This is a genomic window from Epilithonimonas mollis (genome assembly GCF_900142325.1).
Classification (GTDB): Bacteria; Bacteroidota; Bacteroidia; order Flavobacteriales; family Weeksellaceae; genus Epilithonimonas; species Epilithonimonas mollis.
Genome location: NZ_FRAM01000003.1, coordinates 213228 through 237381 on the forward strand (window position 1 = coordinate 213228; position 24154 = coordinate 237381).

Consider the following 24154-nt stretch of genomic DNA (forward strand, 5'->3'; position numbering starts at 1 on the left):
AAACTCATCCCGGCGAGATGAGTTTTAAATTTATAAAAGATTGACTATTACAAATCTAAAGTCGGATCCAGCAATTGCTCCATTCTGTCTTTCACCTGACTTACAGATCCCGAGAATTTGTTGATTAGTAAAGAAAAGGCAAGTGTCCTGTTATTTCTGGTTTTGATATATCCGGCAAGACATTTCACACCGTTTAGCGTCCCTGTTTTGGCAAAAATCTGTCCGTTGGAATTCAGAAGAAACATATGTTTCAAAGTTCCAGATTGTCCTGCGATTGGCAAAGATTCGAAATATTCTTTGTAATAGGGCGACTTCATCATTTTAGCCAAAAACTTAACCTGCGAAATTGGTGTCACGGTATGGGCCTTTGATAATCCGCTTCCGTCCATATAGTTAAGACCGTTCAGATCAAAACCGATGGATTGCAAATGATCTTTCACAACGGTTCTTCCTGATTCTATCGTCTGATCTCCTAACTTATGAAAACCGTTAGCTTTTAACAATGCTTCCGCATAGTTGTTATCACTTCTTTGATTGGTATAATTGATTATCTCTGTCAGAGTTGGAGATTTGTAAACCGTAAGCACTTCTCTGGGTTCCGGTTCTCTGTCGACTATTTTCGGCGCAACTTTTCCAGAAACGGTAATCTTATTTTTCACCAGACTTTCTCTTAGCTTATTGGCTAAAAAAGCAGGTGGTTCAGCTACTTTTGTCGTTACCCAGCTTCCTTCAAACTTATCGGCGTAAACCAGTTTGTTAGCATATGGCGAAACATAAAAATACTTTTTTTGCTGATTAAAAGGATTATTGGATTGGTTAATAATCAGTTTTTCATTCCTCGGGTCGATATCCTTTGTGGTTCCTACAGGAAGAAAATAATTTTTTTGCTCCAGCCAGACTATATTCTGTGGAAGTTCGGTTTTATTCTCCTTGAAGATTGCAGTCTGAATAATGATATCACCAGTAATTTTTTTAATTCCTTTCTCCCGGATTGCATCCAGATATTGGCTGACAATCTGTGTATAGCTGGCGGCACCACCTCTGTTTCCGCCCAAAGAAGGATCACCGCTTCCTACAATATAAAGATTCCCTGTAAGGATGCCGTCTGCGTCTATACTGCCCGAGTATTCCAGTTGTGTGTTCCATCTGTACTGCGTCCCTAATAGAGAAAATGCCGTTTCCGTCGTTAATAATTTAGTTGTAGAAGCCGGGATCAACGGAGCTGTTTCGTTATAAGCCGTCACAATTTTTTCAGTTTTTGGATCATAAACTACAAATCCCCAGTTGGCATTCCTCAGAACCGGGTCTGTAAACATCTTATTGATATTGAATTCAATTTGATCTTTCGGAGAAAGCAGCGCCTTTTCTGCCGTTATATCTTTTACAAGCCCCTGATTTTCTGAAACCTGAGGAAAACTTGAAACTGCGACGCTTCCTTGCGAAAAAATAACTGAGGAAATACCAATCGTGATGATTGAAAAGTAATTTCTTAATTTATTCATTCTCAAAAGAATTAGAATTTTGTTGAATTATTTTTAATAAAGGGTGTTGAATAAGCAACCTTACTCTCAAAACGTAGTAAAATTAGAGATTATTGCTATAGATTTTACGGTTAACCGTAATAAAAGATTCAAAATTCAGTTAAAAAAAAGTTAAAAATCAACAAACACATCTTTCTTTACGGATTTATAAGCTGTAATTTCATCAAATTCATCAAATGATTTCAGGAGTAATTCTTTATAGATTCTGTAGTTTCTGTTTTTTGGAAATTTTAGAAGAACCTGATACTGATAAAGGTTATTAAGCCTTGCTATAGGGGATTTTTCAGGCCCGAGAATGCATTCTTCCGGAATATATTTTCTGAAAATCGATCCGAGAAACTGCGATGCACGGTTGACTTTATCTTCTTTTCTGTGTTTCAGCTCGATCATTATCAATTTCACAAAAGGCGGATAAAGGAATTTTTTTCTTTCATCAAGAAAATACTGATAAGTCTCTTTAATATTCTGATTTTTAATCAACTCAAAAACCGAGTGCAGCGGATTATAAGTCTGAATCAGAATTTTTCCTTTCCCGGAAATGCGCCCTGCTCGTCCTGCAACTTGAGTGATCAACTGATAAGCCCTTTCCTCTGCACGGAAATCCTGAACATGAATCATAGAATCTGCCTTTGGAATCGCGACCAATTCTATATTGTCAAAATCCAGGCCTTTGGAAATCATCTGTGTTCCGACCAGGATGTCCGTTTCCCCATTTTCCAGCTTTTCATAGAGTTTTTCGTAGGCAAATTTCTTACGCATCGAGTCCACATCCATCCTGTCCACTTCCGAATCAGAAAAAATTTTCTGCACTTCTTCCTCGATTTGTTCCACACCGATTCCTCTTGTATTCAGATTATCACTGTTACAGCTTGGGCAGGAGATCGGTTTGGAAGCACGGTGTCCGCAGTAATGGCATTTGAGTTCGTTGGAAGCTTTGTGATACGTCATCACGACATCACAATTACTGCAATAAGTCACATGGCCGCAGGTTTCACATTCGACAACATTGGCATATCCACGCCGGTTGTGAAGTATAATGGTTTGTTTTCTTTCTTCTAGCTGACGGTTGATTTCGTCAATCATTGTCTGACTGAAATTTCCGACGATTTTCTTCTGGTTTTGCGCTTCCTTGATATCAATAATTTTGAATTCCGGCAAATCAACTTCCCCAAATCTTTCGTTCAGAACCACATAACGCAGCTTATCTTTCATCGCCAGATCATAGCTTTCCAAAGAAGGTGTTGCCGAACCAAGAATCAATCTGGATTGATAAAACTCCGCAAGCATCATCGCAGAATCTTTGGCATTGAAAAAGAAGCTCTGATCACGTTGTCGGTAAGCCGAATCGTGCTCCTCATCGACAATAATCAATCCCAGATTTTCATAAGGCAAAAACAAAGAATTCCTTGTCCCAATCAATATTTGAAGTTCATTATTTTTGATTTTTTTCCAGACTTCTACCCTTTCAAAATCCGTCAGTTTATTATGATAAAATCCGAGTTTCTTGCCATATTTTTTCTCGAGTCGGATGGTGATTTGTTTAGTCAACGCAATCTCCGGCAACAGCAAAAGCACATTTTCTCCCGCAATTACGCAATCTTCAATTTTCTCAAGATAGATATGCGTTTTTCCCGATGAAGTCACGCCATGAAGCAACACATTTTTATCCTCTTCAAAAGCCTGATTAATTTCTAAAATCGCAGTTTTCTGAATATCCGTCAGTTCTTCAATCTCCTCGATTTTGCCTTCGTAAGATTCGATTCTGTATTTTTCAAGATAATATTCCTGAATCAATTTTTTTTCAATCAGAAGTTTAACCTGCGATTGATTAAAATTTCCTTCGTCAAAAATATCGGATTTTCTGACGGGTTTATCAGGATTTTCGGTTTCCTTATCCAAGAGCAATAGAAACAATTCCTGCTGTTTCTTTGCCTTTTTCAGACTTGAAATCACTTCCGCTAGATGAATTTTAATATTTAATTCGTCTCGGTTGATTCGCAAATACGCAACTTCTTTCGCCTTATATTTTTCAGTTATTTTTTCATCTACTGAAATATATCGTTCATCAATAAGTGCATTGATAGTTTTGATGATTTCTTTTTTGGGGATGAAAGCTTCAATCTCCTGCAAATTCAGCATTTGTCGAACTTCCAAAGCTTGGAGAAGATAAGTTTCGTTCGCATCCAGATTTTGCCAGTCAATCGTTCTTTCGGATAATAACCGGACGTAAGTTTCGCTTTCTAATTTCAAAGAAGACGGAAACGCCAAACGGTAAATTTCGCCGAGATTACAGAGATAATAAGAGCTGAGCCAATTCCAGAATTCCAGTTGCTGTTGTGGAACAATCGGTTGATTATCCAATAAATTGATGATTTCTTTAGGAACAAAAGTTTCTTCAAAATCATTGAAAAGTTCTGCAACAATTCCTGTGTAAATTTTCTTCCCACGAAACGGAACCAAAACCCGCATTCCGACTTCAATTTTATCCAAAAAATCTGCTGGAACTTTGTACGTAAAAGTTCCTTTGAGATTGAGCGGAAGGATAATTTGAGCGAATTGCAATGTTGTGATATTTTTAAATGACTAAATGACCAGATTTTATGTAGGTCAATTCAGAACGTTTAATAAATTCTTCTAATGATGTTTTTTTATTTGCATTTTTATTAGTCAATTCAAAATAATACACTTGTGGATTTGCAAATCCAGAACGAAAATTCCAAAATCTAAATCTCTTAATTGTAGGATTTTTATTTAAAAACTTAAGTTCCTCTAGATTTGAAATATTGAATGAATCATTTTTCTGAAGATTATAGAAAAACTTTTTCTCATCTGTTAATTTATCAAATTCATCTTTGGAAAAAATTTCATTATTTTCTCCAGTTCCTATCAATAATTGTGGATAAAAAATCCCTAACGTAAAAATAGGTAGATAATCAGAAGAGCAATAAACTATTAATGTTTTATTATCGAAAAGAATTTCTGAATTACTTTTTACTAAAATTTCGGAATTAAATCTTGAATAATTTTCTTTCTTATATTTTTTTTCAAAAATTTGTTCAGCCCAATAATTTTCTTGCTCTCCTTGATTTTTAAATTCTCTTTTTTGAGAAAAACCAATGAAAAACATTAAGAGAAAAAGTAATATAAAAAATCTTTTCATCTCAATAACTAACCCGTATAACTCTGGAAAGCCTCTTCCAAGCTTCCAAACTTCCCTTTGAACTCAGAAATTGGAGAATCCTGTAATATTTTTCCTTGATGAATCAAAATCACACGCGAACAAAGTGCTTCGACTTCCTGCATAATATGCGTGGACAAAATCACAGTTTTTTCTTTTCCGATTTCTTTGATCACATTTCGGATTTCTACGATTTGATTGGGGTCGAGTCCATTTGTTGGTTCATCGAGAATCAATAAATCCGGTTCGTGAAGAATGGCTTGAGCCAAACCAACTCTTTGTTTGTAACCTTTGGAAAGTTGCAGGATTTTCTTTGACTTTTCAGGTGTAATCCCAACCAAACCGATTACTTCTTCCACTCTTTCTTTTCTGATATGATGAAGATTCGCCACAAACTGCAGGTATTCTTTCACAAACATCTCATTATAGAGCGGATTATTTTCCGGCAGGAAACCGATTTTCTTTTTGGATTCGATATCGTTTTCTGTAATGTTTTTGTCGTCCAGAAGAATTTCGCCTTCATCGATTTTCAGGACACCTGTGATGGATTTCATCAGCGTAGATTTTCCTGCACCATTGGGGCCGAGTAGTCCGATAATTTCATTATTTGAAATCGTGATATTGATACCGTCGAGCGCAATCTGCTCTCCGAATTTCTTGGTAAGTCCTGAGATTTTTAAAGACATTGATTGTGTTATAAATGATCATTAATAATTGACAATTGATTTACAAAAATATGAAAATTGATTGGTTTTATTTTAATGTAATGTGTAACAGTCTGTGTAGACCTCTTATTGTCTACTTAGCTGGGGTAACAGTTTGCTCAATTAGGGTTATTCACTATTCTTCGGATTTTTTGTAACAAATTTTATTTATTATTACTAACCCAACAGAGTTAAACAATAATGCAGTCATCTGAGAAAGAATTTTTAGCGAAAATCGAGAAACATAAAGGGATCATCTTCAAGATTTCCAAGATGTATATGGATAATCGTGATGACCAGAACGACCTTTTTCAGGAGATTGTCTATCAGGTGTGGAAGTCTTTTTCAAGCTTCGAAGGGAAAAGTGAATTCTCGACCTGGCTATATAGAATTGCGCTCAACACTGCAATTATATTCCTGAAATCTGAAAAACGACGGAACTTCATCCAGAATGATGATGTCTCGCTGTATAAAATCAAAGAAGAAGAATACAACCACGAAGACGAGCAAAAACTGAAAGTCATGTACGAATCCATCCAAAAACTGAATCCCATTGACAAAGCTCTAATCTTCTATTATCTGGAAGACTTTTCCGGAAGAGAAATGGCGGAACAGATGGGAATATCGGAGGGAAACGCCAGAGTAAAGCTGAACCGTGCAAAAGAGAAATTAAAAGAGTTAATTCAAGACAAAAGATAAAACCCCTCGACTCCACTCAGACTGACAGCCATCAACTATCAACCATCAACTATCAACTATCAACTATCAACTATCAACTATCAACTATCAACTATCAACTATCAACTATCAAAGATATGGACTTAGATAATCTCAAATCATTATGGAATAAAGAAGATGTTTCCGAAACACCGGAGATCTCGCCGGAAAAACAGGGACAAATCCACCATCCTCTGGAAAGAATCCGTAAAAATATGCGTTATGAATTTTGGTCGACAATTGTGTTGCTTCCCATAATTTTGGTTGTCATTTGGTTTTTTCCAATTCCGTTCCGTTTCAGGCTCTATATAGATGTTCTGGTGGCATCTATGGCATTAGTGACTGCTTTTTTCTTCAGCAAGTTTTTTAAATTGTATAAGGAAATCAGCAACCCGACCTTAGGAACTTTGGACTCTCTGAAAGATCTGTTACATCAATTTGAATTGAATAAACAATATTATTTGTCTTTCTATCTAAGTTTTGTGCCGTTTTTTGTCTGCGAAATCATCATCATTACAGAATCAATCCCATACAGCCACGACTATACAGATGGACTTTTAGCTTTCAAATTCCTGCTTTCTATTCTGTTTGGTTTGTTTGCACTTTACTTCGCCGGAAACTGGTGGTTCAAACATTTCTACGGAAAATACATTGATAAAATTGAAAGTCTTGTAAAAGAAATGAAACAGAATTAATATGGAAATACCTCGCAAAAAAATGCGGGGTTTTTACTTTAAAATTCTTAAATTAGAAAAACTTCTCTATGAAAAAATTATATAATATTCTTTTTCTCTTTTTTCTCACAACAGGAATTTCTGCCCAGAATTTAGAAAAAATAGCACAAGAAATAACAGATGAGGGAATAATGCTTTACAGAAGCGAAATGGCAAGTTGGTATGGAACAGACATTTTTCTTGCTAATTATAAGAACCGAGAAAATATTGGAGGATACTTCTCGTATATAGATGATGGAATCCCAAAATGTATATTTTTCTCAAAAAGTAAACGCGTGATTGGAACCATCGCTTTCCCAACAAACTATAAGCCCGAAAATGCCAATATTGATTTGTCTGAACGAGATTTTACAAGTACCGAAAATGAATATGCAACAATTAGACATGCAGCCTTAGAAAGAGTAAAAAAAGATACAATATTCAAATATTATAATAATACAGACTTTAATTTAATTCCTATTATAAAAAAAGATGTCAGAAAGGTTTATGTTTTAACCGGACCAAAACAAAACAATATCGTTCTTTTCGGAAATGATTATCTAATTGACTTTAATAAAAAAAATGAAATTAAAAAAGTTCAACGTTTACACAAATCACTTATTACTCAAAAAATAACAGACGAAAAAGTAGGCAAAACTGTGTCTGGTATACATTCTCATATACTGGAAGATTGGCCATACATGACACCGACAGATATTTGTACTTTGATGCTATATCAGAATCTCACCAATTGGGAAAGCTATAATGTGGTTAACAAAAAATATTTAAGTATTTGGAATAATAAAACCAATCAATTAGTTATAATGTTAACCGATGTGGTAAGAAAAATCAACGATGATCAGAAGAATGGACATCCGGAAAACCAAAATCCAGACAACAATAATATAGAAAAGTAATATGATTTTTGAATATTCTGAATCCTTTTTTAAGTCTGTTTAAAGATGATAAACCTAATAAACCAGCCAAAAAAATAACTTCAAAATCAATATCCCGATTATCAATTTCCATAAGCTGAATTTTTTTGTAAATTTGCAGACTTATGGGACAAATCCTGGCCATCGACTACGGAAAAGCAAGAACGGGAATCGCTGCGACTGACGATATGCAAATTATTGCAAGCGGACTGACGACAGTAGAAACACCAAAACTTGTAGATTTTCTGAAAAAATATTTTTCCGAAAACGGCGTGGACGAGATTGTCGTCGGACTTCCCACAGATTTGAAAGGAAATATGTCCGACATCGAAACTGAAATTCAGAAATTCATTTCGGTGTTTGAAAAAGAATTTCCAAATCAGAAAATCAATCGTCTGGATGAACGTTTCACTTCCAAAATGGCTTCTTTTTTTATCAGCCAAAGCGGAAAAAACAAAAAACAGAGACAGGAAAAAGGATTGATTGATAAAGTGAGCGCAACGATATTGTTGCAGAATTTTTTAGACCAGAAAAGATGATTCTACCAATTAGAGCCTTTGGCGACAGCGTTTTGAGAAAAAAAGCTCACGAAATCGAGAAAGATTATCCCGAGCTGCAAACCCTTATCGATAATATGTTTGAAACCATGTATGGTGCGAACGGAATCGGTTTGGCTGCGCCTCAGATCGGTCTGGATATCAGGCTTTTCATTGTAGATGTTTCACCGCTTTCTGATGACGAAGATTATGAAAACATAGCGGATGAGCTGAAGGATTTCAAAAAAGTTTTCATCAATGCCAAGATCCTGGAGGAATCCGGTGAAGAATGGAAATTCAACGAAGGTTGCCTTAGTATTCCTGAAGTCCGTGAAGATGTTAAGCGTAAGTCGACCATCAAAATAGAGTATCACGATGAAAATTTCGTTAAACATACCGATACATTCTCGGACATCAGAGCAAGAGTGATTCAACATGAATATGACCATATTGAAGGTATTCTTTTCACGGATCACCTTAGTGCTTTGAAGAAAAAGATCGTGAAAGGAAAACTTCAGAAGATTGCAAACGGCGATGTGAGCGTAAGCTATAAAATGAGGTTTCCGAAATAGGCAAGAAGCTGAATGTTAGAAATTACAAGTAAAAACTAACTCTTACCCCCAACTTAAAACCTCTCACAAAAAAATATAACATTACTAAAGAAAAAATATTAAAATGCAGTTAGAAAAAATTATTTCAATCTCCGGAAAACCGGGACTTTTCAAATTGGTTTCTCAGCTTAAAAACGGTTTTATCGTTGAAGATATCACTACCAAGAAAAAAGCAAGCATCTCGAACTCAAGCCAGGTAAGTCTTCTTGACAATATCGCGATGTTCACATTTGATAAAGAAGTTCCTTTGTTTGAAGTCTTTGAAAATATTGCAAAAAAATACGACTACAAGCCGACTATCAGTCACAAATCTTCCAGCGAGGAATTGAGAGCTTTTATGTCCGAATCTCTACCAAATTATGACGTGGAAAGAGTATATGAGTCCGATATCAAAAAATTGGCTCAATGGTATAACTTGCTTCAGAAAGCAGGCTACATCACGGCGGAAAGTTTTGTGAAACCGGAAGCGCCGGCTGTGGAAGTGGCTGAAGAAACTAAGACTGAGGAAAAAGCAGAGAAGGCAGAGAAGAAACCTGCTGCGAAAAAAGCGCCAGCAAAAAAAACTGCTGAAAAAACAGAAAAAGAAACTGAGGCAAAAGCTGAAAAACCTGCAGCAAAAAAAGCGCCGACAAAAAAAACGACAAAGAAAGAAGATTAATAGTCAGTTATTAATTGTAAATCTTAAAATGCTCTCTCAGAAATGTTTATTTTTGAGAGAGTTTTTTTTATTATGAGAGTTATTTCATTGGTTCCCTCGATTACGGAAAGTCTGTTCGATCTGGATTTATCGACCGACGAAATTGTTGGTCGGACTAAGTTCTGTATCCATCCAAAAGATTGCGTTGATAAGGTTGAGGTCATCGGCGGAACAAAAAACCTGAACATCGATAAAATAAAATCTCTGAAACCTGACCTAATCATCGCTAACAAAGAAGAAAACGTCAAAGAACAGGTTGAAGAATTGATGAAGGATTTCAACATTCTGGTAACGAATGTGGAGACATTGGAAGATAATTATTATTTAATCAAACAACTCGGACACATATTTGGAAAAGAAGAAAAAGCACAGTTTTATAATCTGAAAACTTATGAAGTCTTTGACATTCCGGAATCTGAAAAACGGCTGAAAGCAGCTTATCTCATTTGGAAAAATCCTTATATGACGGTTGGTGGCGATACTTTTATTTCGAGGATTATGGAAGAATTAGGATTTGAGAATTTGTTTAAAAACGAGAAACGTTATCCGGAAATTCAGCTGGAAGATTTGAAAGAAAGCGATTTGATCTTGCTTTCATCAGAACCTTTTCCTTTTAAAGAAAAACATATTGTTGAGATCCAGGAAGTTTGTCTGAATCAGAAAATTAAAATTGTTGACGGCGAAGCATTTTCCTGGTATGGAACGCACCTAGCGAAATGTGGAGCGTATTACCGTGAATTGCTGGATGAAATCAAATTTCACTTCTGATTCTGCTTAGTGTTTCCTGCGAAATTCCCAGATATGAAGCAACCATTCCGAGAGGTGCGCGCAGAATTATATCTGGATTTTCTTCTAAAAAATGTCTGTATTTTTCCTTGGCAGTCATATGCTGTAGCGATACAATTCTCCCCAGCATCTGCGTCATCAGATTCCCAAGAATATATCTGCTGAAGTTAGCTGCTGGGAGTGAGACTGAACATAATTTTTCTAATTTATCATAATTACAGGTGATAATGACTGATTTTTCTATCGCCTCAATATTGTTCTTGGAAGGTTCATTTTTAAAAATTGTGTCAATATTGGCGGTAATTTTTCCTTCGGGATAAAAATTAGTTGTTATATCTTTTCCGTTTTCGTAGTAAAACATCCGCAATAAACCTTGGTCTACAAAGAAAATAGTTTTGTTATAATAATTTTGATGGCTCAGAAGACTGCCTTTTTCGAAAGTGTGGCTTTCGCATTCTTCATAAAAAAACGTTTCTATCTCGTCATCTATCTTTAGATATTTTTTTAGTTCCAGAAGGATTTTCATCGGTTATTTTTCTGTAAAAATACGAAAAATGGGCATTCCAAAATAATTTGAAACGCCCACTAACAAACATTAAAATAAAATGAAAACTTATGAAGAGCCTGTTTTCTGGTCTTCATAATTCTCTGCGATATGATAAGCCTTGAACAAGAAATGAATCTTGATCTTCAAAGCAATCCATCCTAAAATAAAATAGACCCAACCCAGAATAAATAAATGCCAAAAATATCTATACGTCAGATAATCAGAACCTTTCTCCACCACCATTATTTTCAACGCCTCCAAATATGGCGTTAGCGGAATAATATTGGTGAATTTGGAGATAAATTCGGGCATTGCATAAGTTGGCCAGGTAAATCCACTGATGATGAATGCAGGTGAAGCAATCACCATAAGAATCTGCGTAGCTTTCAGTGCGTCCGGAATAATGATGCTTACGAGAACACCCAAATTGGTTGCAGCAACTACGAATATTGCGGTCACTAAAAAGAAATTAATCACATTTTCCGGTGCAGGGATTTTGAAATAAATGCTGCACAGGTAGAAAATCAAAATATTGAAATTAGAAAAAATCCAGACAGGAAGACATTTGATTGCCATTACCAAAACCGCATGCTTATGCTTGCCGGCAAAATCCTTTATGAAAGACTCCCTTTTAAACTCCTCGGAAAATGTAACTGCCATTGCCAGCAGAATCACTTGTTGCAAAACGACCGCCATCAGAGCCGGCCACATAAAAATAAGATAATTACTGGTAGTATTGAATAGCGTAATGTAATTGGCTTTGAAAGGCTCAATATTCATTTTTGCCTGCTCTGCATTCATTCCTTTCTTTTGCAAAGCCTTCATCTCTGCACCGGCAGAAAAAGTACCCAGAGTCAACTGAATGGCTTTTGATGCAAAATTAGCGGTCAGGACATTGGATGTATTGATATAGACATTAATTTCCGGATACTTTTTCTGAAGAATGCTGGCTTCAAATCTTTCCGGGATGATAACCACAGCACCTGCTTCTGTTTTTATGACTTCATCTTTTACGATAGCTGGTTCTTCTACATAATTCAAAACTTTGATCGACTTGTTATCTCTCAGCATATCAATTACCTGGTAAGATAATGGCGTTTTATCATGATTGACTACAATGACCGGGATATCCGTTACCTTCCCGTTTTTGTATGTGAATCCCATCAGAAGCGCATAAAAAACAGGTGCTATAAAAAAAACAGACAGCATCGTTTTGTTAGTTAAAAACAACCGAAACTCTCTTTTTAAAAGGTATCTTAACTGTTTCATTTTTTATTTTTTAAAAGTTAAGATTACTTCAAAGTAACACTGGAATTCACCAAAAGCTTATTGACCTTGGCTCTGTCTATGGGAATAACTTTGATTTCATAAACGGCATCTTCAGGCTGATAATCCGGGAAAGCTGTCGTAATATCAGCATACTTGGTCAGTTGTTTTACAGAAACTATTTTTCCTTCAAACTCCTGATTACCATAAGTTGACTTCATACTGACCGGTGATCCTTTCTGAAATCTGGAGATTTCACTTTCCGGGATCGTAAAACGAAAGTAAGTTGTATTCGGTATATAACCGTTGAATAATGCATAGCCGGCAGTTGCCAGTTCTCCGACATTCAGAGAAATCGTTTCAATTTCCATATCATTGGTTGCGATGATATATCTTTCAGAATAGGCGACATTAGCTTCCTGCAAAGCTCCTTTAGCCTGATTTTCCTGCCCTGTTGCCATTTCGATTTTTTCGATTCTGGTTCCCAGCTCCACATCATGTAACTCTGCATTTGCAGCATCCAGTTGTGCTTTTGCACCCTGGTATTTAGCAAAAATTTCATCGTAATTTTGGGGTGACATTAGGCTGTCTCTGAACATATTTGTGGCTCTTTTGTAAGATTTCTGAGCGAATTCATATTGTTCCGCAAGTCCTTTCTGCTTGGCTCTCAACTGTCGGAGCTGGTCTGCAGTTGCACCATTTTTCGCCATTTGTGCCTGAGCTGCTGCGGCTGTAGTTGCACCTTTGGCCTGAGCAATTTTTGCAGAAACCTCCGGAACGTCAAGCATCGCAAGAGTATCTCCTGTTTTTACCGTCTCTCCTTCTTCTACATAGATTTTCAAAATTCTACCGGTGACTTTTGGCGCAAAGGATACAATTTCTTTTTTTGTCTTTCCTTCGATGAGTTTATCTTGTTTTTCATTTTTACAGGCTATTAAAGAGAATAGCACTAGAATAGCCGATGATTTTAAAATATAGGTTTTCATTTTATGTTGAATGTTTGTTGTTAAAGTTTATCGACAGACAGATTTTGTGTAGATTTCATAAGTTCTACAGCAGCTCTTCTTTGGTTAAAAATGGCAGTTTGATAGTCTAATTCTGCAGTTTCCAAGTCATTTTCCGCTTCTATCAGTTGGGAAGATTTTATCAAACCATACCTGAATTCTTTCTCAGCCTGGATTAATGCATTTTTAGCAATTTGTCTTGCTTTAGCTTTCATTTCTATCTGAGAATCAGCGATATTGTAGTTAGTCTGATTGTTGGCGAGATTCAGTTGAAGTTTTCTTTCGGTATCAGATTTTTTGCTTTCCAGAATTTCTTTTTCGATTTTGGCTTTTTCGATTTCATGTTTCCCTTCATTCCCATCAAAAATATCCCATTTGAAACCAATTCCCGCCTGGAAGATTGGAAACAGGTTTAAATTGGTTAAATCATAATCCAGTTTAGTTCCTGAACCCGGTATCAACGCTTTGGATGAGGAAAGATTGGTATTATAAAATCCCAGGTATGATAATGATGTAGAAGCCTGCACTTTCGGAATCCACCATGTTTTTTCTGCTTTTATTTTGGCATCAATAGCTTTCATCCCAAAGTCTAAAGCCTTTAATTCTGCCCTATTTTCTATGGTTTTATCCACAAAATATTCGATTTTTTCCAGATTCGGGTTGATGAGTTCAATTCTCTCCTTCCCAATTCCTGTCAGAACATTCAGTTGTGTAATCAACAATTCTCTTTTTCCTTCATATTCCACCATTTTAGAATCCAAAGTGGCCTGAGCCAGTTCTATTTTCTTATAATCATAAGGCGTAATTAATCCATAACCAAGCGCTTTCTCGGCAGTTTTCTTATTTGCATCCAGTCTTCTTTTACTTTCATCCAGCACTTTCTTGCTTTCTGCGACTAATGCAAACTGATCATAAGCTTTAGAAATCTGAGTGATTACTTCATCCTGATTTTTTGCCTGCAAAGCTTGACTGGCATTATTTTTCTCCACTAAAGCCTGTTTCAGATATTTGACTTTACCGCCAGAATAAATCAATACTTTGGCTTCTGCTTTCGCAGCAGCTTCAAATCCGGACAAAGTAAAATTATTATTAAAAGCACCTTCCTGAAAAACCGCTCCAGGAAAAATGGGCTTAATCGCAGGAATAGTAATTTCTGGAGAAATGAGTCTGGCTGTTGCGTTGATGTAACCGGTTTTTCCTGATATCTCCAATTTTGGAAGAAAAACATCTTTCAGTTTTTGCTGATCCAGCAGATTAGATTTAGAGTCTAAATTTTGTTGTTCAATTGCGGCATCTTTTGTCATTGCTGCATCTATAAGCTCCTGAAGTGTGGGAGCAGACTGTGCCTGCAAAATCAAAGGAAAACCAATAATTGCAAAAGAGACAATTTTCTTTAATGTTTTCATTTTTGATGTTCTGTTTGTTGACACAAATTTCCGAAAGGAAAACATTGTTTCCTTTGACATTTATCAAAAAATGAAAAGTAAAACTAATAATTGAAAATAGAATTTTTATAAGAAACGCATCTGGTCGTGGGAAATATTATCGGAAGTTGATGAATAATGTTTAAAAAACTCAAAAACCACAAAGCTTTAACTTCATCTTTTGTGACCTTGTGGTTGTATAATTTAATATTATAAAATCTTCGCAACCTCCTCGCAAAGCCAGTTCAGCATTTCCTCATCTTCTTTTGTGAACGGATCAATTGTATGAGAGTCGATATCAATCTGTCCGATATTTTCTCCATTTTTAAAAATTGGAACCACGATCTCCGCTTTTGTATCGATGGAACAGGACAAATAATTATCCTGAGCATGAACATCCGGAACGACGAAGGTTTCGCCGGACTCAGCAACCTGACCACAAATACCCTTACCGAAAGGAATAATCACATGATCCGTAACTGCGCCAACATAAGGCCCGAGAACCAGCTCATCCTTATCTCCATTTTTGAAATAGAAACCTGTCCAGTTGTAATAAGAAATTTCTTTATCCAAAAGCTGACAGATTTTCAGAAGTTTTACGTTTGTATCTTGCGGACTTTCCAGGATAACCGAAAGTCTTTTTTTTAATTCTACCATTTTTAATTATTTAATTCAAGATCTGAATATCTTTTAAAAGTCGATTTGTTTAAAAAGCTATGATTAATTCAGGCCATCAAAAGTCAATTGTTTGTAACCGAACATCTGTCGGTCTTTTATCATCTCCGAAACGCCTTGCGGAAGTTCTTCTTCCCAACCCATTTCCTGCGTAACTATTTTTTTCAGGATCTCTCTGGAATAGATTTCCAGGAACTTCGGGTTGAAATCCGTGATGTCCACAATCCGTTTGTTGAGCTTAAAATATTTATACAATTCCTTCAGATTATCATTAACTTTCAGGTTGTCAGAAGTCAGCAATTCTCCGGTATTAGGATCTTTGTATGGATATAGATAAACCCGCATATCTTTCTTGAAAAACTTCCCGAATGCTTCCAGAATTCCGCCAGGGAGATTCTTATAATACTCTTCATCAAAGACATCTAAAAGGTTATTAACACCCATCGCCACACCGATATGCTGATTTGTAAATGTCGAAAAATAATCAACCATTCTGTAATATTCGGAGAAGTTGGAGATCATTACTGTATATCCCAATTTCCCGAGAATATCAACCCTGTCGAGGAAATCCCTTTCGTTGATATCACCATCTGCGCGCAGATTTGAAATCGTGATTTCAAAAAGGATCTGCGTGTTATCGCTGTCACAGGCATTATCCTGATTAAACATTTGTAATCCGTGCTCGAACATATCGATATTCACCCTTGTTACAGGACGGAAACTTCCCCTCACAGCAAAAATATTCTTTTTGTAAAGAATGTCGGCAGGCAGCATATTATTTCCCTGAGAATTGAAAATCACAGCATCGGTCATCCCCAGTTTCACCAGCTGAAGACTCATCAGACGATTGTCTACATACTGGAATGCTGGACCGCTGAAATCTATCATATCAATTTCCAGTCTGTCTGTGGACAGATCGTCATACAGAGATTCGATGAGAATTCTTGGATTATCTGCGTAGAAGTAAGCACCATAAATCAAATTAACACCAAGACTCCCGAGTGTTTCCTGCTGAAGTGTCGCATTTGTCTCCTTGAACTTGACATGAATAACGATCTCGTTAAAATCTTCATTCTCATTATTCTGATATCGAATCCCTACCCAGCCATGGCCTTTTGAAGTTTTATCAAAATTGATCGTTGTAACGGTATTGGCATAGGAAAAGAATTTTTTTCCGGGATTTTTCTCTCTTGGAATTCTTTCTTCTATCAGCGCCATTTCATAACGCAACATCTTTCTGAGCCGGTTCTGCGTGACGTAACGGTTCTTCGCCTCCTTACCATAGATGGCATCTGAAAAGTCTTTGTCATAAGCAGACATCGCTTTTGCAATGGTCTGCGATGCACCGCCGGCACGAAAAAAATGGCGGACAGTTTCCTGGCCTGCACCGATTTCCGCAAAAGTTCCGTAGATAGAAGAATCGAGATTAATAGCTAAAGCTTTCTGTTTTGGGGTAAGTTTTGGCTTTATCACAAAGAATTAGATTTATTTTGTAAATTTACCAAAAACAGCGCAATTACGAAAATGCTTTTGAAATTTTTAGGAACCGGAACATCACAGGGGATTCCCGTTATTGGCAGCCATCATCCGGTTTGCTTGTCGGATAATCCAAAAGATAAAAGACTGCGAACCTCAGCTTTGGTAACGACAGATTCCGGAAAAAAGATCCTGATAGACTGCGGTCCCGATTTTCGCCAGCAGATGCTGATGAATAAGGAAGAACAGATCGACGCGGTTCTGATTACCCATGAACATAACGATCATATTATCGGCCTGGACGACCTGCGACCTTTGATCTTCAAGAATAAAGCATCTATGACGATCTATTGTAATTTGCGGGTGGCTAATGAAATAAGGGAACGTTTTCCATATGCTTTTATTGAGCAACGATATCCTGGTGCGCCAAGTTTTGATCTTTTCGAAATTGATGATAAATTCAGGTTGTTCGATGAAATTGATATTATTCCTATCGATATCATCCATTCTGAAATTAATATTCTCGGATTCAAATTTAAGAATCTTGCTTATATTACCGATGCAAGCAAGATTGATGAAAAAGAGAAGGAAAAGCTTAAAAACCTTGATTTTTTTATCATCAACTGCCTCAGAAAAACCGAACCTCATCATTCACATTTTATTCTTCCACAGGTTTTGGAACTCGTGGAAGAGCTGAAACCAAAGAAAACTTACCTTATCCATATCAGTCATCATTTAGGTTTTCATGATGAAGTGGAACTTGAACTTCCTGATAATGTACACCTTGCTTTCGATGGATTGGAAATTGAATTTTAATTCTAAAAAAAGTTGAAAAAAATTTCCAGAATAATGATTTTTTGAATTATATTTGCACACCAATTTAAAAGCAGCCCAGGTGGCGGAATTGGTAGACGCGCTGGTCTCAAACACCAGTTCTTAGGAGTACCGGTTCGATCCCGGTCCTGGGTACAGAAAATCCTCTGAAACTATTGTTATCAGAGGATTTTTATTTTAAAGGGTAGTGAGTTAATAATGTTTAACAGACGAATTAGAAAAACTGCCCAATCAAAACATTGCGGTTGACAGAGCAGTTTTGAATTCTTTAAAATGAAATATCAGTTTATTTTACCTTCCAAAATCGTCCTGAACTCTTACGATGTCTTCCTCATCAGAAGGATTTGAATCATCTGTATGTTGCCAGATTTCTGCAACTATTCCCCAATTGTCTAGTCCGATCAAGCGGTGTCTTTCTTCCTGTTTCAGCCTGATCTGATTTTTTGGTCTATACTCCTTCATCTCACCTTCCTCGTCTGTATTGCTGATTTTGATGCCTACTATGCCTTCCAGCACTTGCCATATCTCAGCTCTCCTGTGATGATATTGCCAGCTTAGTCTGGCATTGGGAGCAACAATAAGAATTTTCGGGCTCAGTTTTCCTCCTATTTTCAAATTTTTAACATCAATACCGTCAAAATATTGATCTGCAAATGCCTGTGCCTGGGTTTCATCAATAACAAAAAAACCGCCCCATGGTTTTTCGTCATTTTTCGCAGCAATATTAAAACCTTGTGAGGAAAGTAATGTTTCCATTCTCTCGAAAATCTCTATTTTCTCTGTGTTCATAATTTTTTATTAAATCAATTTTATTAGATTGAAATTTCACCTTTCAAAATAAACCACAATATTTATTCCCTGGACATCGAATATGGAAAATCTTTTTCATCCGAACCTCGTTCCTTATTGGGCTTATCATTCATGTTAAACTCAAGGATGCTTCCTTTGATCAGTTCCTTATGGCTTAACCAATTTTTTGAATACGGCTGCAAATTTACATTTAATGCTGTTACATAAATGTTTTTAAGGCTATTTTTCTGTGCTTTTATTTGGATCTTTTTTCCATTTTCCAAATGTATTGTTGCTTCCTTAAAAAGTGGAGTGCCTAAAACATACTGATCTGTTGCAGGTGTGACCGGATAAAATCCTAAAGCAGAGAAAACATACCATGCAGAAGTCTGTCCGTTATCCTCATCTCCACAATACCCGTCAGGTGTTGGCAAATATAACTTATCCATCACCTGTCTAACCCAGTATTGTGTTTTGTAAGGCGAACCCGCATAGTTGTAGAGATAAATCATATGCTGTATCGGCTGATTTCCGTGGGCATATTGACCCATATTCATAATCTGCATTTCTCGAATCTCATGGATCACTCCACCATAATAGCTGTCATCAAAAACAGGCGGTAGTAAAAAAACTTCATCTAATCTGGCCTCAAAATTCTTTTTGCCTCCCATCAGTTTTGCCAATCCGTCCACATCCTGAAAGACCGACCAGCTATAATGCCAACTATTACCTTCTGTGAATGCATCACCCCATTTGAACGGGTTAAAATTTTTCTGGAAACTTCCATCTTTATTTTTCCCACGCATTAAACCTGTTTCTTTATCAAAAAGATGTTTGTAATTGTATGCTCTTTTTTTATAGATATCAATCTCTGCAGCAGGCTTGCCAAGTGCTCTTCCTAACTGGTAGATGGCAAAATCATCATAGGCATATTCCAAAGTTCTAGCCGCATTTTCATTAATTTTAACATTATAGGGAACATAGCCGAGTTTGTTATAATATTCTACACCTCTTCTTCCAACTGCATCCATTGGGCCTTCGTTGTTTGCTCCATGCAGGACTGCTGTCCAAAGGGTTTCTATATCATAACCACGCAATCCTTTTATGTACGCATCTGCTACGACAGAGGCAGAATTGTTACCTATCATAATATTGGAATATCCCGGGCTGCTCCATTCCGGCAAGAAACCGCCCTCCTTGTAAGCATTCACTAAACCTTCCTGCATCTCTGAATTCATACTCGGGTAGACCAGATTAAGAAAAGGATACAATGCACGGAAGGTATCCCAAAATCCCGTGCCAGCAAATATCTTTCCATCTTCTATCTTTCCGTTGTAAGGACTCCAGTGTTTTATTTTGTTCTGTGCATCTATCTCGTATAGTTTCTGGGGAAAAAATAAGGTTCTATACATAGCGGAGTAAAAAGTTTTGACTTGTTGCTCTGTACCGCCCTTTACTTCAATTCTACTCAGATGTTTATTCCATATATCTTTGGCCTGGGTTTTTATCTCTTCAAAATTTTTATTTCCTATTTCCCTTTTAAGATTCAGTTCTGCCTGTTCAAAACTGATGAATGAAGAAGCTATCTTTGCATAAACAGATTCTTTATTTCTAAGTTTAAAACTTATAATCGCTCCCACATGGTCGCTCATAATCTCTAACTGGTCTTTTACAAAACGATCATCTTTCCAGCCTGTCGTAGCATCAAAACTTCTGTCGAACTGGATGATAAAATAATTTTTAAAATTCTCATATTTCCCTCTCGCATATTTCGTTGTGTAGCCAATAATTCTTCTTTCTTTTGGTAGAATTTTGATATAAGAGCCTTTATCCAAAGCATCAATGACAACATAAGCACTATCGGTTTTAGGAAAATCAAATTTAAAAAATGCCGCTCTCTCAGTTGGTGTAAATTCTGTGGTTACATTGAAATCAGCCAAATAAACGCTGTAATAATAAGGCTTTGCTACTTCGGCCTTATGACTGAACCAACTTGCCCGCTCATCTTCTTTGAATTTTATTTTGCCGATGCCTGGCATTATTGCAAATGCTCCATAGTCATTCATCCAGGGAGACGGCTGATGTGTCTGTTTGAATCCGTTGATTTTATCTGCATCATAAGTATAAGCCCAACCATCGCCCATCTTGCCGGTCTGTGGAGTCCAGATGTTCATTCCCCAAGGAAGTCCTATTGCGGGATATGTATTCCCGTTTGAAAGAGAGGGCTTTGACTGGGTTCCCATTAATGGATTCACATAATCTGCAGGTAAAAATTCTTGGCCAAATAATAAACTGCTGAATAAAATAAAAGCTAAAAATATGGACTTCATTATTTGATGTTAAAGGTTAGGATTAATTATATTCAAATCCTGAATTTATGATTTTTTTGAATACAATCTGTCTATTGATCTTTTACTTTTTTCAAAGCGTAACTTGCTGCTCCCAAAATAGCAGCATCTTCAAATATTTCTGAAATTTTCACTTGAAGAAAAATATTATTTTTGATTAAATTTTCATTAAATCTCTTCTCAAAATGAGGATATGCTTTTGTGATATTTCCGCCAATAACTAAAACTTCAGGGTTGTATGGTTTAACATATTTTGCTATAAACTCGGCAAAAGAATCTGCAAATTCTTCAAATATTCTGGATTGAATTTCTTTCGACTTCAACTGTAAATCTTTGCTTCCTGATATGGTTTTTCCTGTTAAATCTGCATATCGTTTAACAAACCATCTTGTAGCAAGATAATCTTCTGATATAGAGTCCTTCATAGGTTTATTCCAGAGATTTTCGTCTGTAGCAAAAGTCGAATTGAAAAATGTGGTGCCTAAACCTGTACCCAGAGTCACTCCAAATATTTTTTGAAATCCACCGACACAGCCACCGTAAACTTCGCCTTCCAGAAACGCTACGGCATCATTTAAAAAATGAATTTGCTGAGTAGAAATACACAATCGTTTTGCCAGCTCTTCTTTTATATTAACTTTATAAATATCGATGAATTTTCCTTGCAGCATCAATGAAATGCCATTTTCATAATCGAAAGATCCAGGCATTGCAATCCCAATCAAAAGATTATTAAAATTCAATTTTTTTGCTGCCTTCTCTATTGCAGAAACCCAGACAGAAAGTATTTTATCTTGTTTATCTAATGAATCTACAGTATCCCTTACATAAGTGGATGAAATAACTTTACGATTCTTGGGATCCACTTGAGCCAAAGTGATATGTGAACCACCAATATCTATTCCTATTATATTCTGCATTATTTTAATATTATATACCAATCAATCCTATTTTTTGAAAATCAATTTATAAATATTAACCAACAAATATCGTTAGTTTAAAAAATTAAATTGACCGTTTTTAATTTAAACGACTCATAAATATTTTAAGGAATACCTTGCGTAGACCTCTCCAATTCCCTTGCAGATCGAAGAAACTCATCTACACTCATTTCTCTGAAAAACAGCAGTCCATGGGTTGCCCTCAGGCGGGGACTTTGATTATCATAGAAGTATGCTTTTCCCAATATCAGCTGGATATCCTGCAACTGCTCTACCCAAGTCTTGATAGATAAGTGACTGAACTTTCCATTATACCTGTAGCTCGGGAAAGAAGCTTCTACCTGACTAAGATAAGAATTGGTAAAACTCTCGTCCATAGTGGTCATTGCATTCAGTGAAATCGGGAAAATATGGCTGGAATCTGCAACATGAAACTGATACCAAACATTTCTGTAACCCCATATCTTCAATTCTGACAGGTCTTTTTCCTTGGCCCATTCTCTCACAGCTTCAGCAATGGCCTGCAGAACTTTGTAATGTGTGTCCGGGCCACTGCCTTCCGGATCAAAAGCCAGGCTGATGACTGTAGGATTAATCTCTCTTAACTGTTTCAAAATTGGCAAAACATCCCTTTCTTTAATTGGTTTTTCTGTAAAAATTGCTCCGGTGTAGAATCCTAACCGCAGATGATGAACATGATCGCCCATCACACCAAAATGTGCCCACACCAACTCTTCTTCATATTCCCGAAGCATACCTTTGAGGGTCTGAATTTTTGGTTCGGGATTTTGCCCTGTATAACTGCCTTTTATAGCAAAAATTATTTCCAGAATTTGATTTTCTAACTCTGTTCTATGATTAACATCCCAAAGTTCTGCAATATTCCTTACGATCCTGTGAGATAAAGCTCTGTTTCTCTGATAGGTATCTCTAGAAGCAATATGTATGAGATAATGATAGACATCTTTATCTTTTTTGTTCCGGAATCCAGTTTCAAAAAAATCAGGATAAACCAACATTTGAATCTCTCCTTTTCTAATAAAAACAAGTGCGTCTTCCAAACTTTTTAATAGGAACTTGTTCGTTACAGCTGTAAAACCAGATGTAAGAACAGAATAATGAGACTGATTCGATTCATTTCTGGACTGATAGTTGATGTAAGGCAATAGTCCAAGAGAAATATCATCGTGATGAGGACCAGTATGATAAAACACTTCATTTTCTAGTTTTTCAATACCTTTAATAATTTTGCTCTCCATAGAATCCATAACACTTTTGACGGTATTTTCACCAAGGCCTGGAATTAGTTTTGTATAACAGTCATTCTGCAAATCCTGCAAGGTGAGGTGTTCTGCATATCTATTAAGCTTTTTTGTCAGTGCCATTACAGCTTTGTCTGTTTTGTCCTGATTCCATTTCCCAGAATTATAAAAATTATCAATACAATCCTTTAGCATACTTGCTGCGCCAGCAGTCAAATAAAATCTTCCGAAAGGAAGCTTCGCCAGGACAGACGCTGGATATAGATTAGAGGGAAAAAACTCCTGCGCATCCTTTATCATAGGCGCTTTTGCTTCTCCTGCAGCAAAAATAATGGCAACAGCATCTTTATTATAAGTGATCGTTTCCAAGCCGATGGTGATTACCAGACGTTCTTTGGAAACTTCTATACCACCAAGATCTCCGGCTGCAACCGCCTGTGTTTCAAAATTTGTAGCGGTGAGTCTGGTGGTGGAAAGTGCATCGGAACCCCGTGTGTTGAAAGCAATATGACCATCGGGACCTATACCGCCAAGGAAAAAACCAATGCCGCCTAAGTCACGGATTTTTTGTTCATAATCAGAACACCATTGATCGATAAGAAAAATGGATTTCTGCTGAATTTCCTCAGTTATGTTTTTTGGTGTTTCATAACGTAGATTGAGGTTTACAATATTATCAGGGAAGACCTGTTGATAAGTTTTACCTTCTGCAAGAGGGATTTCGTCACAGTTAATAAGTATAGCCTTTTCCCGGTTCAACCCCAGTCCTTCTATATAATACTGGTTGACATAATGGAAAAAACTATTACCCTGAGTAGATTTTATTGGGTAAAACTCATCGATCTGAACAAAATGAAGCCCATCCAGAGCAGGCTTTTCATCAAAGATTATCAAGTGTTTCTTTCTAATTTCTATGACATCATCTCTTTCCCAATTCTGCAAAATATGTTTGGTCCAGGAAATAAAATATTCTGGAGTTTTTCCTGTTGGCAGACTTATGACACCATTTGGATTTTCATGAGCCCATTCCAGAAAACGCAACGCAGTAAGTAAACCTAGATTAGGAAAATTATCTACAACTATGTAAGGAACGTTGGTTCTGTTTTTTCTCTCAATATTATCAAAAAAAGATTTTTCTACCGGTGTAAAGTTTTTTAACTTTTTCATTTT

22 protein-coding genes and 1 tRNA gene are annotated in these 24154 nt (G+C 36.5%); 9 read left to right on the plus strand and 14 right to left on the minus strand.

Annotation, left to right across the window (positions count from 1 at the left end; all coding sequences use genetic code 11):
- Window positions 1–47: 47 nt before the first annotated feature.
- The 4 genes from dacB to BUA97_RS13250 form a co-directional block, all read right to left on the minus strand.
- On the minus strand, window positions 48–1502 hold the full coding sequence (gene dacB / locus BUA97_RS13235) for a D-alanyl-D-alanine carboxypeptidase/D-alanyl-D-alanine endopeptidase (protein ID WP_072999018.1): 1455 nt from the start codon (window positions 1500–1502) through the stop codon (window positions 48–50).
- Window positions 1503–1652: 150 nt separating this feature from the next.
- Entirely contained in the window at window positions 1653–4103 is a 2451-nt protein-coding gene (gene priA, locus BUA97_RS13240; RefSeq protein WP_072999020.1) for a replication restart helicase PriA, read from the minus strand.
- Window positions 4104–4116: 13 nt separating this feature from the next.
- Window positions 4117–4701 carry a hypothetical protein gene (locus BUA97_RS13245; RefSeq protein ID WP_139258322.1) on the minus strand — a complete coding sequence of 195 codons (585 nt, stop codon included), beginning with the start codon at window positions 4699–4701 and terminating at the stop codon, window positions 4117–4119.
- Between the two features lie 8 nt (window positions 4702–4709).
- Window positions 4710–5405, minus strand: a complete 696-nt coding sequence (locus BUA97_RS13250; RefSeq protein WP_072999024.1) for an ABC transporter ATP-binding protein — start codon at window positions 5403–5405, stop codon at window positions 4710–4712.
- Window positions 5406–5624: 219 nt separating this feature from the next.
- Here BUA97_RS13250 and BUA97_RS13255 point away from each other — a divergent pair, with 219 nt between their 5' ends.
- The 7 genes from BUA97_RS13255 to BUA97_RS13285 all read left to right on the plus strand — a co-directional run bounded on the left by BUA97_RS13255 (window position 5625) and on the right by BUA97_RS13285 (window position 10400).
- Window positions 5625–6122, plus strand: coding sequence for an RNA polymerase sigma factor (locus tag BUA97_RS13255; protein WP_072999026.1), 498 nt, complete (start codon window positions 5625–5627; stop codon window positions 6120–6122).
- Between the two features lie 116 nt (window positions 6123–6238).
- Complete coding sequence (locus tag BUA97_RS13260) at window positions 6239–6835, plus strand: hypothetical protein (RefSeq protein ID WP_072999028.1); 597 nt, start codon at window positions 6239–6241, stop codon at window positions 6833–6835.
- A gap of 68 nt (window positions 6836–6903) precedes the next feature.
- Complete coding sequence (locus tag BUA97_RS13265) at window positions 6904–7770, plus strand: hypothetical protein (protein ID WP_072999030.1); 867 nt, start codon at window positions 6904–6906, stop codon at window positions 7768–7770.
- 143 nt (window positions 7771–7913) lie between these two features.
- Window positions 7914–8327: a Holliday junction resolvase RuvX gene (gene ruvX / locus BUA97_RS13270; RefSeq protein ID WP_072999032.1), complete on the plus strand. Its 414-nt coding sequence runs from the start codon at window positions 7914–7916 to the stop codon at window positions 8325–8327.
- Window positions 8324–8896 (plus strand): peptide deformylase, encoded by a 573-nt coding sequence (gene def, locus BUA97_RS13275; RefSeq protein ID WP_072999034.1) that lies wholly within the window; start codon window positions 8324–8326, stop codon window positions 8894–8896. Before ruvX ends, def begins: the two co-directional genes overlap by 4 nt.
- A 103-nt stretch (window positions 8897–8999) precedes the next feature.
- Window positions 9000–9593, plus strand: a complete 594-nt coding sequence (locus tag BUA97_RS13280; protein ID WP_072999036.1) for a DUF5606 family protein — start codon at window positions 9000–9002, stop codon at window positions 9591–9593.
- 72 nt (window positions 9594–9665) lie between these two features.
- A complete protein-coding gene (locus tag BUA97_RS13285; protein ID WP_072999038.1) occupies window positions 9666–10400 on the plus strand; it encodes an ABC transporter substrate-binding protein in 735 nt (244 codons plus the stop codon).
- Here BUA97_RS13285 and BUA97_RS13290 read toward each other — a convergent pair.
- The 6 genes from BUA97_RS13290 to BUA97_RS13315 form a co-directional block, all read right to left on the minus strand.
- Window positions 10384–10944 carry a Crp/Fnr family transcriptional regulator gene (locus BUA97_RS13290; protein WP_072999040.1) on the minus strand — a complete coding sequence of 187 codons (561 nt, stop codon included), beginning with the start codon at window positions 10942–10944 and terminating at the stop codon, window positions 10384–10386. The two genes, BUA97_RS13285 and BUA97_RS13290, sit on opposite strands and share 17 nt — an antisense overlap.
- 87 nt (window positions 10945–11031) lie before the next feature.
- On the minus strand, window positions 11032–12234 hold the full coding sequence (locus BUA97_RS13295) for an ABC transporter permease (protein WP_072999043.1): 1203 nt from the start codon (window positions 12232–12234) through the stop codon (window positions 11032–11034).
- Between the two features lie 23 nt (window positions 12235–12257).
- Complete coding sequence (locus BUA97_RS13300) at window positions 12258–13217, minus strand: HlyD family secretion protein (protein WP_072999045.1); 960 nt, start codon at window positions 13215–13217, stop codon at window positions 12258–12260.
- Between the two features lie 20 nt (window positions 13218–13237).
- Window positions 13238–14641, minus strand: coding sequence for a TolC family protein (locus BUA97_RS13305; RefSeq protein WP_072999417.1), 1404 nt, complete (start codon window positions 14639–14641; stop codon window positions 13238–13240).
- Between the two features lie 228 nt (window positions 14642–14869).
- On the minus strand, window positions 14870–15316 hold the full coding sequence (locus tag BUA97_RS13310; protein WP_072999047.1) for a GAF domain-containing protein: 447 nt from the start codon (window positions 15314–15316) through the stop codon (window positions 14870–14872).
- Between the two features lie 63 nt (window positions 15317–15379).
- Window positions 15380–16804 (minus strand): nicotinate-nucleotide adenylyltransferase, encoded by a 1425-nt coding sequence (locus BUA97_RS13315; RefSeq protein WP_072999419.1) that lies wholly within the window; start codon window positions 16802–16804, stop codon window positions 15380–15382.
- 54 nt (window positions 16805–16858) lie between these two features.
- Between BUA97_RS13315 and BUA97_RS13320 the strand changes: the two genes are divergently transcribed.
- Both BUA97_RS13320 and BUA97_RS13325 read left to right on the plus strand, forming a co-directional pair.
- The gene (locus tag BUA97_RS13320) at window positions 16859–17626 is read left to right on the plus strand and encodes an MBL fold metallo-hydrolase (RefSeq protein WP_072999051.1); all 768 of its coding nucleotides are present in this window, start codon (window positions 16859–16861) and stop codon (window positions 17624–17626) included.
- Between the two features lie 73 nt (window positions 17627–17699).
- Window positions 17700–17779, plus strand: a tRNA-Leu gene (locus tag BUA97_RS13325).
- A gap of 156 nt (window positions 17780–17935) precedes the next feature.
- Here the strand turns inward: BUA97_RS13325 and BUA97_RS13330 are convergent.
- From BUA97_RS13330 to BUA97_RS13345, 4 genes are all read right to left on the minus strand, one after another.
- Window positions 17936–18433, minus strand: a complete 498-nt coding sequence (locus BUA97_RS13330; RefSeq protein WP_072999053.1) for a cupin domain-containing protein — start codon at window positions 18431–18433, stop codon at window positions 17936–17938.
- A 62-nt stretch (window positions 18434–18495) separates the two neighbouring features.
- Window positions 18496–20763, minus strand: coding sequence for a GH92 family glycosyl hydrolase (locus BUA97_RS13335; protein WP_072999055.1), 2268 nt, complete (start codon window positions 20761–20763; stop codon window positions 18496–18498).
- A 71-nt stretch (window positions 20764–20834) separates the two neighbouring features.
- Window positions 20835–21701 carry an ROK family protein gene (locus BUA97_RS13340; RefSeq protein ID WP_072999059.1) on the minus strand — a complete coding sequence of 289 codons (867 nt, stop codon included), beginning with the start codon at window positions 21699–21701 and terminating at the stop codon, window positions 20835–20837.
- Between the two features lie 125 nt (window positions 21702–21826).
- A complete protein-coding gene (locus BUA97_RS13345) occupies window positions 21827–24151 on the minus strand; it encodes a glucosamine-6-phosphate isomerase (protein WP_072999062.1) in 2325 nt (774 codons plus the stop codon).
- Between the last annotated feature and the right edge of the window lie 3 nt (window positions 24152–24154).

What these genes read in the sequence shown, in the direction of transcription:
- BUA97_RS13250 (WP_072999024.1), bottom strand. Translation starts at nt 5,405, where the DNA reads ATGTCTTTAAAAATCTCAGGACTTACCAAGAAATTCGGAGAGCAGATT.
- BUA97_RS13320 (WP_072999051.1), top strand. Translation starts at nt 16,859, where the DNA reads ATGCTTTTGAAATTTTTAGGAACCGGAACATCACAGGGGATTCCCGTT.
- BUA97_RS13245 (WP_139258322.1), bottom strand. Translation starts at nt 4,701, where the DNA reads ATGAAAAGATTTTTTATATTACTTTTTCTCTTAATGTTTTTCATTGGT.
- BUA97_RS13260 (WP_072999028.1), top strand. Translation starts at nt 6,239, where the DNA reads ATGGACTTAGATAATCTCAAATCATTATGGAATAAAGAAGATGTTTCC.
- BUA97_RS13300 (WP_072999045.1), bottom strand. Translation starts at nt 13,217, where the DNA reads ATGAAAACCTATATTTTAAAATCATCGGCTATTCTAGTGCTATTCTCT.
- BUA97_RS13345 (WP_072999062.1), bottom strand. Translation starts at nt 24,151, where the DNA reads ATGAAAAAGTTAAAAAACTTTACACCGGTAGAAAAATCTTTTTTTGAT.
- BUA97_RS13280 (WP_072999036.1), top strand. Translation starts at nt 9,000, where the DNA reads ATGCAGTTAGAAAAAATTATTTCAATCTCCGGAAAACCGGGACTTTTC.
- BUA97_RS13295 (WP_072999043.1), bottom strand. Translation starts at nt 12,234, where the DNA reads ATGAAACAGTTAAGATACCTTTTAAAAAGAGAGTTTCGGTTGTTTTTA.
- BUA97_RS13265 (WP_072999030.1), top strand. Translation starts at nt 6,904, where the DNA reads ATGAAAAAATTATATAATATTCTTTTTCTCTTTTTTCTCACAACAGGA.
- def (WP_072999034.1), top strand. Translation starts at nt 8,324, where the DNA reads ATGATTCTACCAATTAGAGCCTTTGGCGACAGCGTTTTGAGAAAAAAA.
- BUA97_RS13255 (WP_072999026.1), top strand. Translation starts at nt 5,625, where the DNA reads ATGCAGTCATCTGAGAAAGAATTTTTAGCGAAAATCGAGAAACATAAA.
- dacB (WP_072999018.1), bottom strand. Translation starts at nt 1,502, where the DNA reads ATGAATAAATTAAGAAATTACTTTTCAATCATCACGATTGGTATTTCC.
- BUA97_RS13335 (WP_072999055.1), bottom strand. Translation starts at nt 20,763, where the DNA reads ATGAAGTCCATATTTTTAGCTTTTATTTTATTCAGCAGTTTATTATTT.
- BUA97_RS13285 (WP_072999038.1), top strand. Translation starts at nt 9,666, where the DNA reads ATGAGAGTTATTTCATTGGTTCCCTCGATTACGGAAAGTCTGTTCGAT.
- BUA97_RS13310 (WP_072999047.1), bottom strand. Translation starts at nt 15,316, where the DNA reads ATGGTAGAATTAAAAAAAAGACTTTCGGTTATCCTGGAAAGTCCGCAA.
- BUA97_RS13330 (WP_072999053.1), bottom strand. Translation starts at nt 18,433, where the DNA reads ATGAACACAGAGAAAATAGAGATTTTCGAGAGAATGGAAACATTACTT.
- BUA97_RS13305 (WP_072999417.1), bottom strand. Translation starts at nt 14,641, where the DNA reads ATGAAAACATTAAAGAAAATTGTCTCTTTTGCAATTATTGGTTTTCCT.
- BUA97_RS13290 (WP_072999040.1), bottom strand. Translation starts at nt 10,944, where the DNA reads ATGAAAATCCTTCTGGAACTAAAAAAATATCTAAAGATAGATGACGAG.
- BUA97_RS13340 (WP_072999059.1), bottom strand. Translation starts at nt 21,701, where the DNA reads ATGCAGAATATAATAGGAATAGATATTGGTGGTTCACATATCACTTTG.
- ruvX (WP_072999032.1), top strand. Translation starts at nt 7,914, where the DNA reads ATGGGACAAATCCTGGCCATCGACTACGGAAAAGCAAGAACGGGAATC.